At 37.0% G+C, this 16,959-nt stretch carries 13 protein-coding genes; 9 read left to right on the top strand and 4 right to left on the bottom strand.

Going from position 1 to position 16,959, the window contains the following annotated elements; translation table 11 throughout:
• Nucleotides 1–19 precede the first annotated feature (19 nt).
• The gene (locus tag ACJJVU_RS11375) at nucleotides 20–1,636 is read left to right on the top strand and encodes a S8 family serine peptidase (RefSeq protein WP_405225470.1); all 1,617 of its coding nucleotides are present in this window, start codon (nucleotides 20–22) and stop codon (nucleotides 1,634–1,636) included.
• The gene (locus ACJJVU_RS11370; protein ID WP_405225467.1) at nucleotides 1,636–2,583 is read left to right on the top strand and encodes an NAD(P)H-dependent flavin oxidoreductase; all 948 of its coding nucleotides are present in this window, start codon (nucleotides 1,636–1,638) and stop codon (nucleotides 2,581–2,583) included. Before ACJJVU_RS11375 ends, ACJJVU_RS11370 begins: the two co-directional genes overlap by 1 nt.
• 77 nt (nucleotides 2,584–2,660) lie before the next feature.
• On the opposite strand, the gene ACJJVU_RS11365 is transcribed toward ACJJVU_RS11370, so the two are convergent.
• The 3 genes from ACJJVU_RS11365 to lysA all read right to left on the bottom strand — a co-directional run bounded on the left by ACJJVU_RS11365 (nucleotide 2,661) and on the right by lysA (nucleotide 5,718).
• Nucleotides 2,661–3,224, bottom strand: coding sequence for a PhnA domain-containing protein (locus ACJJVU_RS11365; RefSeq protein WP_339845126.1), 564 nt, complete (start codon nucleotides 3,222–3,224; stop codon nucleotides 2,661–2,663).
• A 101-nt stretch (nucleotides 3,225–3,325) separates the two neighbouring features.
• On the bottom strand, nucleotides 3,326–4,441 hold the full coding sequence (locus tag ACJJVU_RS11360) for a serine hydrolase (protein WP_405225464.1): 1,116 nt from the start codon (nucleotides 4,439–4,441) through the stop codon (nucleotides 3,326–3,328).
• A gap of 71 nt (nucleotides 4,442–4,512) precedes the next feature.
• Nucleotides 4,513–5,718, bottom strand: a complete 1,206-nt coding sequence (gene lysA / locus ACJJVU_RS11355) for a diaminopimelate decarboxylase (protein WP_405225461.1) — start codon at nucleotides 5,716–5,718, stop codon at nucleotides 4,513–4,515.
• A 144-nt stretch (nucleotides 5,719–5,862) separates the two neighbouring features.
• On the opposite strand from lysA, the gene ACJJVU_RS11350 reads away from it, so the two are divergent.
• A complete protein-coding gene (locus ACJJVU_RS11350) occupies nucleotides 5,863–6,513 on the top strand; it encodes an LON peptidase substrate-binding domain-containing protein (RefSeq protein WP_405225458.1) in 651 nt (216 codons plus the stop codon).
• 362 nt (nucleotides 6,514–6,875) lie between these two features.
• A complete protein-coding gene (locus tag ACJJVU_RS11345) occupies nucleotides 6,876–7,754 on the top strand; it encodes a zinc-dependent metalloprotease (protein WP_298324152.1) in 879 nt (292 codons plus the stop codon).
• A gap of 102 nt (nucleotides 7,755–7,856) precedes the next feature.
• Here ACJJVU_RS11345 and ACJJVU_RS11340 read toward each other — a convergent pair whose 3' ends face one another.
• Nucleotides 7,857–8,870: a pirin family protein gene (locus ACJJVU_RS11340; RefSeq protein ID WP_405225455.1), complete on the bottom strand. Its 1,014-nt coding sequence runs from the start codon at nucleotides 8,868–8,870 to the stop codon at nucleotides 7,857–7,859.
• Nucleotides 8,871–9,231: 361 nt separating this feature from the next.
• On the opposite strand from ACJJVU_RS11340, the gene ACJJVU_RS11335 reads away from it, so the two are divergent.
• The 5 genes from ACJJVU_RS11335 to ACJJVU_RS11315 all read left to right on the top strand — a co-directional run bounded on the left by ACJJVU_RS11335 (nucleotide 9,232) and on the right by ACJJVU_RS11315 (nucleotide 16,914).
• Complete coding sequence (locus ACJJVU_RS11335) at nucleotides 9,232–12,252, top strand: tetratricopeptide repeat protein (protein ID WP_405225452.1); 3,021 nt, start codon at nucleotides 9,232–9,234, stop codon at nucleotides 12,250–12,252.
• A gap of 76 nt (nucleotides 12,253–12,328) precedes the next feature.
• Nucleotides 12,329–14,107 carry a TonB-dependent receptor gene (locus ACJJVU_RS11330; RefSeq protein ID WP_405225449.1) on the top strand — a complete coding sequence of 593 codons (1,779 nt, stop codon included), beginning with the start codon at nucleotides 12,329–12,331 and terminating at the stop codon, nucleotides 14,105–14,107.
• 49 nt (nucleotides 14,108–14,156) lie between these two features.
• Nucleotides 14,157–14,624, top strand: coding sequence for a hypothetical protein (locus ACJJVU_RS11325; protein ID WP_405225446.1), 468 nt, complete (start codon nucleotides 14,157–14,159; stop codon nucleotides 14,622–14,624).
• A 340-nt stretch (nucleotides 14,625–14,964) separates the two neighbouring features.
• Nucleotides 14,965–15,231, top strand: coding sequence for a hypothetical protein (locus ACJJVU_RS11320; protein WP_405225443.1), 267 nt, complete (start codon nucleotides 14,965–14,967; stop codon nucleotides 15,229–15,231).
• A gap of 51 nt (nucleotides 15,232–15,282) precedes the next feature.
• Complete coding sequence (locus tag ACJJVU_RS11315) at nucleotides 15,283–16,914, top strand: amidohydrolase (RefSeq protein ID WP_405225440.1); 1,632 nt, start codon at nucleotides 15,283–15,285, stop codon at nucleotides 16,912–16,914.
• Nucleotides 16,915–16,959: the final 45 nt, after the last annotated feature.

Genomic DNA, 16,959 nt, shown 5'->3' with positions numbered 1-16,959 from the left:
TTAGCTCAACGTCTCGCTTATGAATCTAAAATTACTCTTTGTACTGCTTTTTATGACGGCTTATGGGAATGCCCAGCAGGATGCTTGGGTATTTTTTGTAGATAAAGAAAACGTTGCGGCCAGCCTTGATAATCCTATTTCTATTCTTTCTCAAGAAGCATTAGACCGTAAGGAGCTACACGGTGTAGCTATAGATGAAAGAGATGTGCCCGTAAATGAGGATTATATTACTCAAATTAAATCTGAACCTGGAATTACTGTACTAGCAAAATCTAAATGGATGAACTGCATCCACGTAAGAGGGACAGAAGCAGAGATTGCAGCATTAGAAGCATTGCAAATTGTAGATTATATAGAGTTTGCAGATCGAAGTATAACAAGACAATCTTTTCCTTTTGAGTTTTTTAAAAATGATCCTTTGCCACAAGAATCACGAGTTACATTTAATTATGGAGCTACAGATAATCAAGTAACCATGCTTTCTGTAGAAGAACTGCATGAGCAGGATTTTACAGGTGCAGGAATGGTAATTGCGATCATGGACTCTGGATTTCCGGGAGTTGATGTGAGTGAAGGGTTCTCAAGATTGAGAAATGCAGGAAATTTACTAGATGGATATGATTTTGTGGGAAGAAACGACGATGAGTTTGAATTTTCAAATAGTAGCCACGGAACTAGAGTAGCAAGTGACATTGTAGGTTTTATAGAAAACCAATTTGTAGGCACAGCTCCAGATGCAGCCATCTACTGTTTTAGAACAGAAGATGTAGCAAGTGAGAATCCAGTAGAAGAATCTTACTGGGTGGAAGCCGCAGAAAGAGCAGATAGTCTAGGTGTAGATGTTATAAATACATCACTAGGATATAGAACCTTTGATAATCTTAATTATGACTACAGCTATGATGATATGGATGGAGAGACTACGTTCATTTCTAGAGGAGCAACGCTTGCATTTGAAAAAGGAATGCTAGTGGTTACTAGTGCAGGAAATAGTGGCACAGGAATGATAAGTGCTCCTGCAGATGCTGTAGGTTCTTTTACAGTAGGAGCTGTAAATGCTAGTGGTAATTATGCTAGCTTTAGTAGTATAGGACCGTCAAGTGACGGTAGGATCAAGCCAGATGTAGTAGCAAAGGGAGTGGGTAGTGCGGTTATAGATCAAAATAATAACATTACTACAAATAATGGTACGAGCTTTAGTTCGCCGATAATGGCTGGAGCAATAGCTAGCTTTTGGCAGGCAAATCCAGAGCTTACAAATGCCACTATAATGCAGCTCGTTCGGGAGAGTGCTAGTATATATGAAAATCCTACTGCGCAGTTAGGGTATGGTATTCCAGACTTTGGTGCAGCATTAGAAGAGGTTTCAAATACTGCAGCGTTTAATGAAACTCAGGAGTACAAAGATTATCAGATTTTACCTAATCCAGCATCTGAGATGGCAGTATTAGTATTGCCTAAGGAAGTAACTCAAGTTGAGGTGACCATTTTTGATATTTTAGGTAAGAAGATTGCGACCAAACGTATGTCACAACAAGTAAATGCACTTCCTATCTCAACACTTAGAAAAGGAGTGTATCTCATTCAAATAAACGATGGAACTTCAATGGTTACTCAAAAATTTATAAAAGCATAATGAATAGAATCACATCCCTATTTAACGTTAAGTATCCACTAGTACAAGGTGGAATGATATGGAACTCTGGCTGGCGTCTCGCAAGTGCTGTGAGTAATGCTGGAAGTTTAGGATTAATAGGAGCAGCGTCTATGTATCCAGATGTCCTAGTAGAACATGTAGAGAAGTGTAAAAAAGCAACCAATAAACCTTTTGGGGTAAATATACCTATGTTATATCCTAACATAGAAGAGCACATGAAAACGGTAGTAGATTATAAAGTCCCTATTGTCTTCACGAGCGCCGGTAATCCAAAACTATGGACTAAAGAATTAAAGAAGCACGGAATAAAAGTGGTGCACGTAGTAAGTAGTGTAAAGTTTGCCTTAAAATCACAAGAAGCAGGAGTAGACGCAGTAGTAGCCGAAGGTTTTGAAGCTGGAGGTCACAATGGTAGAGAGGAGACTACAACATTCACGCTAATACCAATGGTGAAAGAAAAGTTAGATATCCCTCTTATTGCGGCGGGTGGTATTGCAACAGGTAGAGGTATGCTTGCAGCAATGACATTAGGCGCAGACGGTGTACAGGTAGGAAGTCGTTTTGCAGCAAGTGAAGAATCTAGTGCTCACCAATTATTTAAACAAGCAATAGTCGATACTCAGGAAGGAGATACCGTATTAACACTTAAAGAACTTGCCCCTGTAAGACTTATAAAAAATAAATTTTATGAGCAGGTAGCAGAATTATATACTACGGCACCATCAAAGGAGCAGCTCTCACAATTATTAGGACGTGCACGTGCAAAACGCGGTATGTTTGAAGGAGATCTTGAGGATGGCGAACTAGAAATAGGTCAGATTTCTGGACTTATACATGATATAAAGCCAGCAGGGCAAATAGTCTCAGATATGATAACAGAATACACGCAAGCAAAGAACGCTTTAATCAATTTTGATAACTGGTAGTTTTGTTTAAGCGAATTAAAAAAAAACGCTCTGGTTTACCAGAGCGTTTTTTGATTTATAGTAAGATAGAGTAGAGTCTAGCTACTCTTTTTTACATATTGAGTAACAATGACAACTTGTTGGCCTTGTATACGACCTTCTATGTGTTCAGGATTGTCATGTACAAGATTTATATTACGCATAAACTCTCCGCGTTTTGCAGTAAAGTTGGCTCCTTTTACGTCTAGATCTTTAATTAAAACTACACTATCACCGTTAGCCAGTCTAGTACCGTTTGAGTCTTTATGAATGATGGTGTTTTCATCTTCCTCTATGTGCTCTCCAGTAGCTTTTGCCCATTCAAGCGTTTCTTCTTCTAAGTACATCATGTCAAGAAGATCTTGTGGCCAGCCTTCTTTACGTAATCTCGTAAGCATACGCCACGCGACAACTTGTACTGCAGGTTCTGTGCTCCACATGCTATCATTGAGACATCTCCAGTGATTTGGATCTACCTCTTCTGGATTGTTAATCTGGTTGATACATGTTTTGCAGGCAAGAATATCATCTTCTCTTGGTTCCACGATAAATGGAGAAAGATCGTATTCGTTACTACATAGTTCACAAATGGTGGTGCGTTTATTAAGTTCTCTTAAGCTCACAGTACTCGATTTATAGGTTGTAAAAGCAAATTAATTTGCTGTCAATTTAAGGCATTGCCTTGATAGTGCTGCGAAGTAACAAAATTTCCATCTAAGGTGCTTTATTCCCTACGCTCTTTTTCTTGTTTGTAGATCTCACGGCCTAGTTGCGCGAGAAAAGGGATTCCTATATTTTCATACTCATAGGTATCATCATTTAAAATTGCATTCTCATTTACTAAAATAGTTGCAGAGAGTATAAAGCGAATGTCATTCTCTGTGTCAACAATATATGCAGTCTCTGTAAGCGTTCCATATGCATATCCCACTTTATTATAAATTTTGATATTGCTAGGTATAGCATCTTTTGAGTCTCCATACATGAAAAACTTAACGTAACTATCATAATACTCTGGCGAGGTATATTTTGCCTCCCTAGGTAGTGCTTTCATTGCAGATAGTAAGCGAGTTCTACTTTCTTCGGAGAGGTCAAATCGTTCTGCTGCGGGAAAGACTTCTGGAGCTATAAGCTTTTTGATTAGTACATGTTGCTCTTCTAGTGGGAAGTAGTTTTTCTCGCTAAAGTCCATTGGAGATTCTTTTAGCACTCCATCTTCAATATATCCTTTGCCTTTGTTGATTCCTTGTATAGTAACTGGAGTGATATCGCTATCTGTTTGATTTTTTAATTCAATTACGTCTTCTGTATATCCTGGAAAAAATCGAATATTGCTCCTGCTAGCTTTATCAGCATCTGGCGTAGATAATCTGTGGACGACACGGGTGTTGTTTAATCCTTTTTCGCGTAAGCGGTTATTAATATAATCTCTACCTAAAATCTCATAAAGCCTGTTGTAGGATTCATTATCACTTACTGCAAAAATCTGTCTAATATCGTCAGACACTGTGTGGAGGTTGTCGTCATCACCTATAATATATGGTGTGTCAAGGTTGAGGTTCTCATTTGCATCCATAAACTCTGCTGCTAGTAGGGCTACAGGTAGTTTTATAGTGTTTGCTGGATAGAAATATTGATCAGTATGTGCGTTATACTCGTAATCTGTAAATATCATTTCGCCACTACTTGACGTGTCGATCTGTGTAAATAATATTTGTACTTCGTGTTTTTTAATATCGCTCACAACGGTTTTTATAAGCTCGTTTTTTGAGCTTAATGCTGTCTCGATAGGATTGCTGCAACTTGCAAATATTACTACTATAAATACCCAATATTTCATAGTATAAATGTACTGAGTATTCATAAAAAAGACCAGCTGTTTGCTGGTCTTTATGATAGTTTTATGTGTGATTATTCTTTGAGAATAACTTGGTTACTTATGAGGTCTTCAAAGGTTTCTCGTTTACGTATTAAATGCGCTTCGCCGTTTTTGATCAACACCTCTGCAGGTCTGTAGCGACTGTTATAATTGCTCGCCATCGTAAAGCAATACGCACCTGCATTATCAAATGCTAGAATGTCACCTTCAGAAATTTCTGAGATACGACGGTTATTTGCAAAAGTATCTGTCTCACAGATATATCCCACAACACTATAAAAACGTTCTCTCCCTTTTGGGTTACTTATATTTCGTATTTCATGCTGGCTTCCGTAAAGCATAGGTCGTATTAAGTGGTTAAACCCACTATCCACTTGAGCAAACACTGTTGAGGTCGTTTGTTTTACTACATTTACTTGTACAAGAAATTTACCTGCTTCGCTCACAAGGAATTTACCAGGTTCAAAGGTAAGAGTGAGGGGTTTTCCGTACGCTTTCGCGAAAGCGTTAAAACGTTTACCTAATTTCTCTCCTAGTTCCTCTATGTTAGTCTCAATGTCTCCTGCTTTATAAGGTACTTTAAAACCGCTACCAAAATCAATAAAAGTAAGGTCGCTGAATTTTTGTGCAGCATCAAATAATATTTCTGTAGCATATACAAATACATCAATATCGAGAATGTCACTTCCAGTGTGCATGTGAATTCCATTGATATTCATCCCTGTATTTTCCACAATACGGAGTACATGTGGTAGCTGGTGAATACTAATCCCAAATTTACTATCGATGTGTCCTACAGAAATGTTAGTGTTTCCACCAGCCATCACGTGAGGATTCACACGGATACACACGGGTATTTGAGGGTGCTTTGTCCCAAATTGTTCTAGTATAGAAAGGTTGTCTATATTAATTTGTACACCCATTTGTGCCACTTCCTCTATCTCTGCAAGCGATACGCCATTAGGTGTAAAGATGATGCGATCTGGAGTAAAGCCAGCAAGAAGGCCTAGTTGTACTTCTTGAATAGAAACAGTGTCTAGTCCAGAACCCAAGCTCTTTAAATGCTGTAATATAGAAATGTTGCTTAAAGCTTTTACGGCATAGTTAAGTCTTAACTGTTTTACATCCTTAAATGCATTAGTAAGTCTATTATATTGTGTCGTAATAGTCTCTGCATCGTATACATAAACTGGACTTCCGTGGGTGTTGACCACGTTTAAAAGATCTCTGTTTTTCATCTTAACGTATTTAAAGCAAAATTAGAAGAGTTTTGGAAATTGATAAGATACAATGTCAATAAATGTTGAACAATAAGGTTAAAAATTGTTCATTATATAACAGTGAGCAGAAGCTTTCGTATTTTTCATTGATAAAACTGAGTTATGACTACAGCAATTTTACCTATGTTCCCTTTAGAAATGGTTGCCTTTCCTGGCGAGCCGCTCTCTTTACATGTGTTTGAAGATAGATACCAGCAATTATTACAAGATTGTGAATCTGGAGGTATCACCTTTGGTATTCCCACTTATATAAATAATAGTCTTGCCTATGGTACAGAAATGGAAGTTACACAGGTGGTAAAACGATATCCTTCTGGAGCTGCAGATATTATCTGTAAGGGCTTGAGGGTTTTTAAGCTTATGAACTTTTATAATACGCTAGGAGAACGACTATATGCTGGAGGTGAGGTTACATTTATAGAGGAACGTCAAGAGCCATCTTCTTCTCGTAAAATAAGACTTATCACATTGCTTTCTGATTTTTATGATGAGCTCGATATGAAAACGCCAGAAATTAATGTCAATACCATACGAAGTTTCACACTTGCTCATAAAATGGGATTGACCTTAGAGCAAGAATATGAGTTGCTACAAATTCCTTCTGAAGATAAACGATTACAATACCTAATAGAACATCTAGAGATAGCATTACCTACGCTTAAATCTGTAAATAGGACTAAAAGGCTAATAGCTCTTAATGGGCATTTCAAAAACTTTGATCCTCTAGACTTTGAGGATTATAACATACAGTAATTAAGTCAAAATATAGAATATCTCATAATTGACCATATAATTGCGAAATCCTTAATAGTTGTAAAATTATTAAGGATTTTACATATAATATTGTGATTATATTTGGATTTTTTACAAGTAAATACCGAATATTTACTTGATTTTTTAAAACTATAGTAACTTTGTGGGTTTTCAATCTGCTGCCTTTCAAGTGGTTGATTCCCAAAAAAGGATTCCCTTTATTGCTTTGCGAATAATTATGCTATTTAAATGATTATTTGATAAAAATATTAGCGAAAACGTTGTAGTGGTATGATTACTATATTTTAATTGTTAAAAAGAGTTAAATTTGGATCAAATGTTAACCCTTATAAACAATCCAAATGAAAAATCAATTCAAATTTAGTGCAATGGCTATCGCGATGATGGCTATTACATTCACATCATGTGAGAAAGAAACAGAAGAAGCAATCGAGAATGATCTTGTAACTGAAGAGCTTGTAGCAGAAACTAGAGAAGCTGTGACTGATGCAGGAATTTTAGGTAAAATTAGAGAGGACCTTAAACTTGATGCAGGTGCAGTAACAAAAGGAGATTTCCACCTTCCTGATGGAACTGTACAAGAACGTATCTATATAGGTGAAGATATTGTTGTGACAGCAAAGGAGCTAGAAGAAATGACAGTGAATCAAGACACAAGACAGTTTAGAACAAACAACCTTGTAACTGGAGCAAACAGAACAGTAGATATCATAGGTTATACTGGTAATGATAACTTCGGCCTTTCTTCAAAAGGCCGTACTGCATTAGAGTGGGCTGTAAATAACTACAACCGTATCTCTGGATCTGCATTACGTTTCCGTCTTACATTTGGAACTAACTTCAATAACAGTGATATGGTAGTGTATGACAACACTGCAAATAATCCTGGTCAAAGTGGAGGTGTAGCTGGTTTTCCAAGTGCACAAGGACTTCCTAATAAGTTTGTACAGATTTATGGTCTTGAGGGATCATCTACAAACGTAAATGAGCACGTGATCACACACGAGATAGGTCACTCTATAGGTTTCCGTCACTCAGATTACTATGATCGCGCGAGCTGTGGAAGCGGTGGAGGTGAGTCTGCTGGATCTACAGGGGCAATACAATTACCTGGAACTCCAACAAGAGATTTTGACTCTATCATGCAAGCTTGTTTCTCAAACAATGAGGATGGTGAATTCAGCTCAAATGATGTTACTGCATTAAGAGCTATGTACTAAGAGCTATAGTTTACCCACACTATAGGTTAATAATTAAGCACCTCGTCTGTAAAAGGCGAGGTGTTTTTTTTGTGTGACGCTTTCGCGAAAATGTGATAGATCTTACTTAATCTCTTCGCGACCATCTGCATGCAGGGCAAAACGCCCGCGTTCTTTAGGGTGCGTATGATCATAAGAACTCCAAGGCCACCCACCAAAAGCCGTCTTTCTAAATTCGGTGATGGCTTCATGAATTTCTTGAGGGCTGTTCATTACAAAAGGTCCTTGTTGAGCTACTGGCTCATTTATAGGTTTACCTTGTAAGAGTAGAAAACTTGCAGTGGTATTGCCGTTTTTTATCTCAAGCTCTTGATCACTTAAAAGATCAAGACTGTGATTAACTGGTATCTGATTACCTTCTATAGTTACTTTTTCTCCGCTATAAAAATATAGAGATCTATTTAGTTGACCAGCTGCTGAGGGTATCTTCCACACAGCGTTTGATTCCATAGTAATGAGCCAGATGGCTACGTGATTACTAGTATCCATTGCCCAAGAATCTGGAGCAGCATCGGGAGCTTTTGTATCATTGTAATCTCCAGATATGAGTTTTATGCTTGTACTTTTTCCATCGTCGTCTTTTAAGTAATGAATAGGAATGTCTTCTTTCCACAGCATTTTAAAATGTGGATCAACCAGTTTATTCTTTTTAGGAAGGTTGAGCCAGAGTTGAAATAATAACAGCGGATTTTCTTTGTCATCATTCAGTAGCGGAAACATCTCGCTGTGTTGTACACCTTTACCAGCGGTCATCCACTGTACATCTCCATTTCCAAAACGCCCAGCAGCTCCTAGAGAATCACTATGGTCTGCGAGACCTCGCTCTACAATAGTTACAGTCTCAAAACCGCGGTGTGGATGTGCAGGAAATCCCGGTACTGTAGTGCCGTGATACATATTCCATCCATCTGGATGGGGCTCAAAATCCATTCCTAGATTACGTCCTTGTAGTGATGCAGCGGGACCTAGCTGCTCATTGCCTTTTGGGTAATTATCTAAATGATACGCACAAAAAAGAAATGGATCTTGTGTTTCCCACTGAAAGCCTAGTTGTTTGATTTTTATAATTGCTGTCATCGATGTTTCCTTTTGCTCTTAATGTTACAAAGGTATGGAGGAATGTTATGTATTGTTAGGTGTTGTGCAATGTCAAAATTAAAATAGAATACAGTCTAATCTTATTTCAAGTGGCTAATTTACTTAGAAGCAAGAGGTTCGATTTTAATTGTTTTTGCTTTTTGAAGTAATCTTTTAGACTGTTAAAATCCTTTTCACAACTTGATATAATTAACAAAGATTTCTGACGTTATCCTTAAGGAAGAAAGCTAACTTTGGTGAGGTGTAAATGATGCGTTTTGCTTTCGCGAAAGCGTGCTTATATTACACTTTTTTAGTCTATTCCTGATAATGATCAGAACACATAAAACAACTCTTAACTATGCATAAAATCAAGTACGTACTTGTTGCATTATTTTTATATTCAACTATTGCTGTAGCGCAACAATCGGCAATATATACGAATGATCTTGTACAATTTAATAAGGCACTCTCCTTATATAATAGTAAGCAATATCTAGCATCGCAAACTCTTTTTGAGGAAGTAAAGGGAGATACAGATGATACCACCGTAAAAGGTGATTGTGCTTATTACATTGCAAACGCGGCAGTGCGTCTTAATCAGCAAGGGGCAGATGATCTTATGACCACTTTTGTGACAGAGTACCCTACAAGTACAAAGCGCAACAGCGCATTTCTAGATGTAGCTCAGTATTACTTTGATAATGGCAAATTTGCTTATGCTCGTAAATGGTATGATCGCGTAGATGAAAGTACGCTTACAGCTGGAGAAAAGGAGACTTTTTACTTTAATAACGGTTATGCTTATTTTAAAAGTAATCGTTTTGATGAAGCAAAGAAGTACTTAAACCGTGTACGTGATTCAAAAAAATATGGAGCGCAGGCTAAGTATTACATAGGTTTTATGGCTTATGAGGGTGATGAATATGAAGAGGCAAATGAGCTTTTTGAGGAAGTAGAAGCAGAGACAGGAGGAGCATATAATGAGGATCTTGCATACTTTAAAGCAGACCTTAATTTTAAGTTAGGGAAATTTGATGAAGCAATTTCTGAGGGAAAGTCACAGCTAACAAAGGCAAACGCAACAGAAAAGTCTGAGCTTAATAAAATTATAGGAGAAAGCTATTTTAATCAAAAGAAGTACGCAGAGGCATTACCATATTTACAAGCTTACAAAGGAAAACGTGGTAAGTGGAATAATACAGATTACTACCAGCTAGGATATACTTATTATAAGCAAGGAGATTATGCAAATGCTATCAATGAATTTAATAAAATAATTGATGGTGATAATAGTGTAGCACAAAATGGATATTACCACTTAGCAGAATCTTACCTAAAATTAGATAAAAAGCAAGAAGCACTCAATGCATTTAAAAATGCAAGTGAGATGGATTTTAATGCACAAATTAAAGAAGATAGTGGTCTTAATTACGCAAAGTTGAGCTATGAAATAGGTAATGCATACAAGTCTACACCTGCTGTGATTACAGATTATATAGACGCATATCCAAAATCTCCAGCTAAGACAGAGCTAGAAGCATTACTTATTGATTCTTATATCACCTCAAAAAATTACAAAGAGGCAATGCGCTTGCTAGAAAGCAACAGCAATTTTGATAATAAGATAGCTTATCAAAAAGTAGCGTTTCTTTATGGTCTTGATCTTTATAATGAAGGTAATTATCCAGAGGCTGCTGCGGCATTTAAGAAATCTCTTAAAGAACCACGTGATCCATTATATGTAACGCGTGCAACTTACTGGAAAGCAGAGAGTGATTATGTTGCAAATGATTTTAAAGAAGCGATTATAGGGTACAAGCAGTTTTTAAATAACAGTAATGCTGCAAGTACTCCAGAATATCAAGACATCAATTATAATCTTGCGTACGCATATTTTTCTGATAAGCAGTATGAGCAAGCAGCAACAGTTTTTGAGTCGTATGCTGCAAGTAATGTGCAAGATCAAACTAAACTTAATGATGCGTACTTACGTCTAGGTGATAGCCGTTTTATAAGTAGTAAGTACTGGCCTGCACTTGAAGCCTATAATAAGTCTATAGCGCTTAATATGACAGATCAAGATTATGCGACTTTTCAAAAATCGATGAGTTATGGTTTTATAAAAAAGGATGAGGACAAAATAAACGGACTTCAAACTTTTTCGACCAAGTTTCCAAATTCTACTTATCGCGATGATGCGCTTTATGAATTAGGTAACATCTATGTTTCTCAAAACAAAAATGATCAAGCAATTACAGCTTATGATAAACTAGTAAGAGATTTACCTGGTAGCTCTTACGTGTCAAAAGCAATGCTTAAAAAAGCGTTGATACTTGATAATAAAAACAAGTCAGACGAGGCACTCGCATTATTACGCAAGGTAGCTGGAGATTATCCTGGGACTCCGGAGGCATTGCAAGCAGTGACTACAGCAAAACTTATTTATATAGACCTAGGTCGTGTAGATGAGTATGGTCAATGGGTGAGTACACTAGATTTTATCGATGTGGAGGATGCAGAGCTTGATGATGCTGCTTACGCTTCGGCAGAGAAGCAATATGTGGAGAATAATGTAGGTCAAGCAGAACGACTTTTTGAGTCATACTTGAGTGACTATCCTAATGGGCAGCATGCATTACAGGCACATTTTTACTTAGGACAGCTCGCTTTCGCGAAAGCGGAATACAAAAAAACAATTCCGCATTACCAATTTGTTATTGCAAAAGAGCGTAGTGAATTTACGGAGCAAGCACTAGCACGTCTAGGGCAAGTATATCTTACAGATAAAAACTACACAGCTGCAATTCCGGTGTTAAAGCGACTAGAAACAGAAGCAGACTTCCCACAGAATATTGTTTTTGCTCAGTCTAACCTGATGAAATCTTTTTATGAAGGTGAAGACTTGACCAAGGCAGTGAGCTATGCTGAAAAGGTGCTTGGAAATGCAAAAATTGATAATGCAGTAAAAAGTGATGCGCAAATAATAATTGCTCGCTCTTCTATAAAGACAGGTAATAAAGCAAGAGCCAAAACAGCTTATGCCGAGGTTCAAAAAATTGCTACAGGAGCACTGGCAGCAGAGGCTTTATATTATGATGCCTATTTTAAAAATGAGGCTCAAAACTTTGAAGCATCTAATGTGGTAGTGCAAAAACTTGCTAAAGATTACAGTGGTTTTAAAGAGTATGGGGCAAAAGGTCTTGTGCTTATGGCAAAGAACTTTTATGCACTCGGAGATGCATATCAAGCAACATACATTTTAGAAAGTGTGATTACAAACTTTGCAGATTATCCAGAAACTGTAGAAAAAGCACGTGGCGAACTAGCAATTATTAAACAAGCAGAAGGAAAAACAAATGCCTCTGTAGAAAAAGGGTAATTGTTGATTAATACATCAACAAATCACTTGCTTTATAAATAAGACAAACGTCTAACGAATTAAGACAATACATTATATGAATCGTTCATTCAATACATTATATAACTTAGGACTTGTTGCATTTGCAATGCTTTTTGTTCAAGTAGTTACTGCACAAGAAGAAGAGTCTACCATAGGTACAGAAGTGGTAAACGTTGTAAAAGCGTATACTCCTACCATAAGTGATGCTTTTAAAGTAAAAGCGACTCCTGCGCTTAATGACTCTATCACTACAGCAAAAAAGAAGGTGACTTATAGCATCTTTTCTGTGCCTGTAGCGAGTACGTTTACTCCAGCCAAAGGCAAAGCTGCCGTAGTAAAGAAAACTAAAAAAGAAAAGTTGTATGATAACTATGCAACTATTGGTTTTGGTAGCTATACATCTGTTTTAGCAGAGCTTTATAGTAATTTTCAAATAAGCCGTACAGAGGATTTTGGTGTCTTTTTAAATCATAATTCTTCTCAGGGCGGAATAGACGGTACTGTAGTTGACGATTATTTTTATGATAGCAGACTTAATTTAAGTTACGGAGCGCGTGAGCGTGATATGACATGGAGAGCAGATCTTGATGCAAAACATCAAGTATATAATTGGTATGGAATTCCTGAGGAACTTAAGACAATTAACGGAGCAGGTAACACGCCTTTATTTAATGAAGATTTTGACGTGTCTCATTCTTTTCTCACAGCAGGATTAAATGGTAGTGTGAGTTTGCAAGATTCTTTCTTTAAGAAAGCAAATGCTACGTTGAGATACTTTGGTGATGATCAAGATAGCGGCGAACTTAGAGCAGTAGTTGCTCCTACATTTGAGTTTCCTATTGCGGGAGAGCTTATTACTACTAAAGTAACAGCAGATTATGTAAGTGGTTCTTTTGACAACGCATTTGATACCGTAGATACGGAAATCAACTATAGCTTTCTTAATGCGGGGATAAATCCAAGTCTCGTGATTTTAAGAGATGATCTTGAGGTGACTTTAGGTGTAGAGGCAATGGTGTCGCTAGATACTGAGGCCAGTGAAACAGACTTCTTTGTGTATCCAAAAATTACAGCATCTTATAGAGTGGCTGGAGATTATTTCATTGCGTATGCAGGACTTGAAGGTGGATTACAACAAAATAACTACCATGATTTTGCACAAGAAAATCCTTTTATATCACCTACACTTACTATCAAGCCTACAGATAAGCAGTATGACGGTTATTTAGGGATGAAGGGTAAATTATCTGAAGCCTTGAGTTACAACCTACGTGCAAGTTATACGGCAGAGAGTGATAAGGCTTTATTCATTCACAATCCATACTCGCAAAGCGGTAATGGATTTGGTGCAAATGGATATGCAAACGGAAACTCTTTCTCAATTGCTTATGATGATATCAATACGGTAGGAGTATTTGCAGAGCTTAATTTTGATGTGAATGCAAACTTTAAAATGAAAGTAAACGGTCAATATTATACTTATAACACAGATAGCCAGCAAGAAGCTTGGAACCTTCCAGACTTACAGGCATCTGTTTTTGCAGATTACCAGATTACAGAAAAATGGTTTGCCGGAGTAAACTTATTCTTCATGGGAGAACGCAGTGATTTAGTATCTAGTAACGACCCTGCAGATCTTTTGATTACAAATACAGTGGAAACCCTAGATAGCTATTTTGATGCAAATGCTCATGTGGGCTATCGCTTTAATAATCGCTTGTCTGCATTTGCTCGTGTAAATAACATTCTAGACAGTAATTACGAGAAATGGCTTAACTATGAAGTGCAAGGTCTTCAAGGAATGGTGGGAGCTACTTATAAATTTGACTTTTAAAAGCAACCTTTCCATAAAGAGTGCATCTTCTATGTAAACCCCTAAGGTTATGAAGAGATTAATAGGTGCGCTAGCATTCATTATGATGCTGAGTTCTTGTAGTAGTGATTTAGACAGCGCTCTAGCAGATTGCAGTGCAGTATCTTGTGCGTCAGGTAATATAATTATACAATTCTTAGATACCGAAACCGGAGAAGATGTATTTTTTAACGATACATATTCTTTTGATGAACTAGTAGTTACAGATGTGTCCAACAATGCAGACTTCCCTTTTTTTACGGGTATATCTGATGAGTCACAAATGGCTCAAGTAGCACTTAATGCTTTTTCTGAAAGTCGCTCTAATGTAGTGTTGCGTATAACAGTTCCTGATGGTTTTGAAACAGATTTGTCTTTTGACGTGGAGTTTCAAGAGGGAGAGTGTTGTAATGTAAACAACTACTCTGATGTACAGTTTTCAAATGTTGAAAATGTAGTACAGAGTCAGGGTGGTTTTTTCTATAATGTATATCTTTAAGCCAGTCTGTTATTAAGATAGTAGCAGTTATTTAAGATATTAGAGACTATTGATCAATAATTGGCACTGCGAACTTTGTAATCACCAGCGTAAAAACTTACGTGAGGGTTCAATTTGTAATCTCACAAAACGCAAACCAGACTTTAATCGTACGTGCTCAAAAAAGCTATTTTCTACAAAATTCAAAAACATGCTAAGGGAGGTTAATATTCTTTTTGAGTATGCTAAAATTGAAAGGAAATCAAAGTTTAAAAGTGTATTTGTCTTTGGTCTATTAGGTTTGTTCTTAATAGGTGTTGGAGTTTATTTCCTATACTACATGTATACGATACTTGAATCTATGAAATCCCCTGGATATTATATAATTTTTAAATTGTATGGATTACCTTTCTTCATTTTTATTTTCGCTTATAAGTTTTTATCAGATAGCGTTAAGATATATAGTTATCACGTATTAAAGCTTCGCGAAGCAAAGCTCAAAAAAGATAGAATAGATGCAGTTCTGGAGCTGTATAATATTACTTATGATTTAGAGATTGATCTTCACCTCAATTATAGGTCGCCTCAAGATGTAAAAGTTGATCTTGAGGTTCATAATCTTAGATAAAAACTATCAACGTACTAGGAGTCTTTTGTATTTTTAAACAAAAAACCAACGATGCGTAAAATTCTATATTCTTTAGCAATTCTTCCTTTATTATTCTCTTGTGACACCAAGCAATCTGTAGACCTTATTGTTACAAATGCAAATGTGTATACGGTAGATAACGCTTTCGCGAAAGCGGAATCTTTTGCAATCAAAGATGGAAAATTTATAGCAGTAGGCACGTCTAACGACATTAGTGAAAAGTATGAAGCTGCTGAAACAATAGATGCTACAGGAAAAACTGTGTTGCCTGGACTTATAGATGGTCACTGTCACTTTTATGGACTCGGTCAAAACCTCCAAATAGCAGATCTCGTTGGTACTGAAAGTTATGATGAGGTAATTGCAAAAGTATCTGCATTTGCAAAGGAAAATCCTGATGCAACAGTGTTGAGAGGAAGAGGATGGGATCAGAACGATTGGGCTGTAAAAGAATTTCCTACAAAAGATAAGTTAGACGTTTTATTTCCAGATGTTCCTGTTGTTTTAGAACGTGTGGATGGTCACGCATATTTAGTAAATCAAAAAGCGTTAGATCTTGCCAGTATTGACGCTTCTACAAAGGTAAGTGGAGGAGAAGTAGTACTTGTAGACGGTAAAGTTACTGGTGTTCTTATCGATACACCGCAAACATTAGTTGACGCAGTATTACCACAACCTAGCACTGCCGAAAGTGCTCAAGTGTTACTAGAAGCACAGGAGCTTTGTTTTTCTTACGGTCTTACCACTGTAAACGATGCAGGTCTTAATAAAAATATTGTAGAACTTATAGATAGCCTTCAGCAAGCTGGAAGTTTGCAAATGAGAGTATATGCAATGTTGTCTAATAATGAAGAAAATCTAGATCACTACCTAACTACAGGAAAAGTAAAAACAGATCGTCTTAATGTACGTTCTATTAAGGTTTATGGTGATGGAGCTCTTGGTTCTCGTGGAGCGACAATGCGTGAGGCTTATAGTGATAAGGATGGACATTTTGGAGCGATGATCACACCATCTGAAGAGATGAATGATCTTGCAAAGCGTATCGCCGCAGCAGATTTCCAAATGAATACACATGCCATAGGTGATAGTGCAAACGTAGTCGTACTAAGAGCTTATGAAAAAGTGCTAGCTTCAAAAACAGATCCAAGATGGAAAGTAGAACATGCACAAATAGTATCAAGAGAAGATTTTGATGTTTTTAGTGATAAGATTTTACCTTCTGTACAGCCTACACACGCGACTAGCGATATGTACTGGGCAGAAGATAGAGTAGGAGCAGAGCGTATCAAAGGAGCGTATGCATATAAAGACTTATTAAATCAGTCAGGTATTGTAATCCTAGGAACAGATTTTCCTGTAGAACAGGTAAGTCCGTTTTATACATTTTATGCATCTGTTGCTCGTAAAGATTTAAAGCAATATCCAGAAGGTGGATATCAAATGGAGAATGCACTTACTAGAGAAGAAACGTTAAAAGGAATGACAATCTGGGCTGCCTATTCAAATTTTGAAGAAGACGAGAAAGGAAGTATTGAAACTGGAAAGTTTGCAGATTTTATCATCATGGATGAAGATATCATGACGGTGGAAGAGGATAAGATTCCTAACTTAAAAGTCGCTGCTACGTATGTAGATGGCATAAAAGTGTATCAGCATTAAACAATCCTACTTTACAGTCTAGGTGAGACTCGCACTACTTTATAT

The organism is Dokdonia sp. Asnod1-B02, from assembly GCF_045063955.1.
Lineage (GTDB): Bacteria > Bacteroidota > Bacteroidia > Flavobacteriales > Flavobacteriaceae > Dokdonia.
Note: the sequence above shows the minus strand (reverse complement) of the source record. Positions and strands in the feature narration are given on the sequence as shown.

Excerpts from the sequence above, each read along its gene's own strand:
- ACJJVU_RS11375 (WP_405225470.1), top strand. The coding sequence starts at position 20 with ATGAATCTAAAATTACTCTTTGTACTGCTTTTTATGACGGCTTATGGG.
- ACJJVU_RS11350 (WP_405225458.1), top strand. The coding sequence starts at position 5,863 with ATGACTACAGCAATTTTACCTATGTTCCCTTTAGAAATGGTTGCCTTT.
- ACJJVU_RS11360 (WP_405225464.1), bottom strand. The coding sequence starts at position 4,441 with ATGAAATATTGGGTATTTATAGTAGTAATATTTGCAAGTTGCAGCAAT.
- ACJJVU_RS11315 (WP_405225440.1), top strand. The coding sequence starts at position 15,283 with ATGCGTAAAATTCTATATTCTTTAGCAATTCTTCCTTTATTATTCTCT.
- ACJJVU_RS11345 (WP_298324152.1), top strand. The coding sequence starts at position 6,876 with ATGAAAAATCAATTCAAATTTAGTGCAATGGCTATCGCGATGATGGCT.
- ACJJVU_RS11370 (WP_405225467.1), top strand. The coding sequence starts at position 1,636 with ATGAATAGAATCACATCCCTATTTAACGTTAAGTATCCACTAGTACAA.
- ACJJVU_RS11340 (WP_405225455.1), bottom strand. The coding sequence starts at position 8,870 with ATGACAGCAATTATAAAAATCAAACAACTAGGCTTTCAGTGGGAAACA.
- ACJJVU_RS11330 (WP_405225449.1), top strand. The coding sequence starts at position 12,329 with ATGAATCGTTCATTCAATACATTATATAACTTAGGACTTGTTGCATTT.
- ACJJVU_RS11325 (WP_405225446.1), top strand. The coding sequence starts at position 14,157 with ATGAAGAGATTAATAGGTGCGCTAGCATTCATTATGATGCTGAGTTCT.
- lysA (WP_405225461.1), bottom strand. The coding sequence starts at position 5,718 with ATGAAAAACAGAGATCTTTTAAACGTGGTCAACACCCACGGAAGTCCA.
- ACJJVU_RS11320 (WP_405225443.1), top strand. The coding sequence starts at position 14,965 with ATGAAATCCCCTGGATATTATATAATTTTTAAATTGTATGGATTACCT.
- ACJJVU_RS11335 (WP_405225452.1), top strand. The coding sequence starts at position 9,232 with ATGCATAAAATCAAGTACGTACTTGTTGCATTATTTTTATATTCAACT.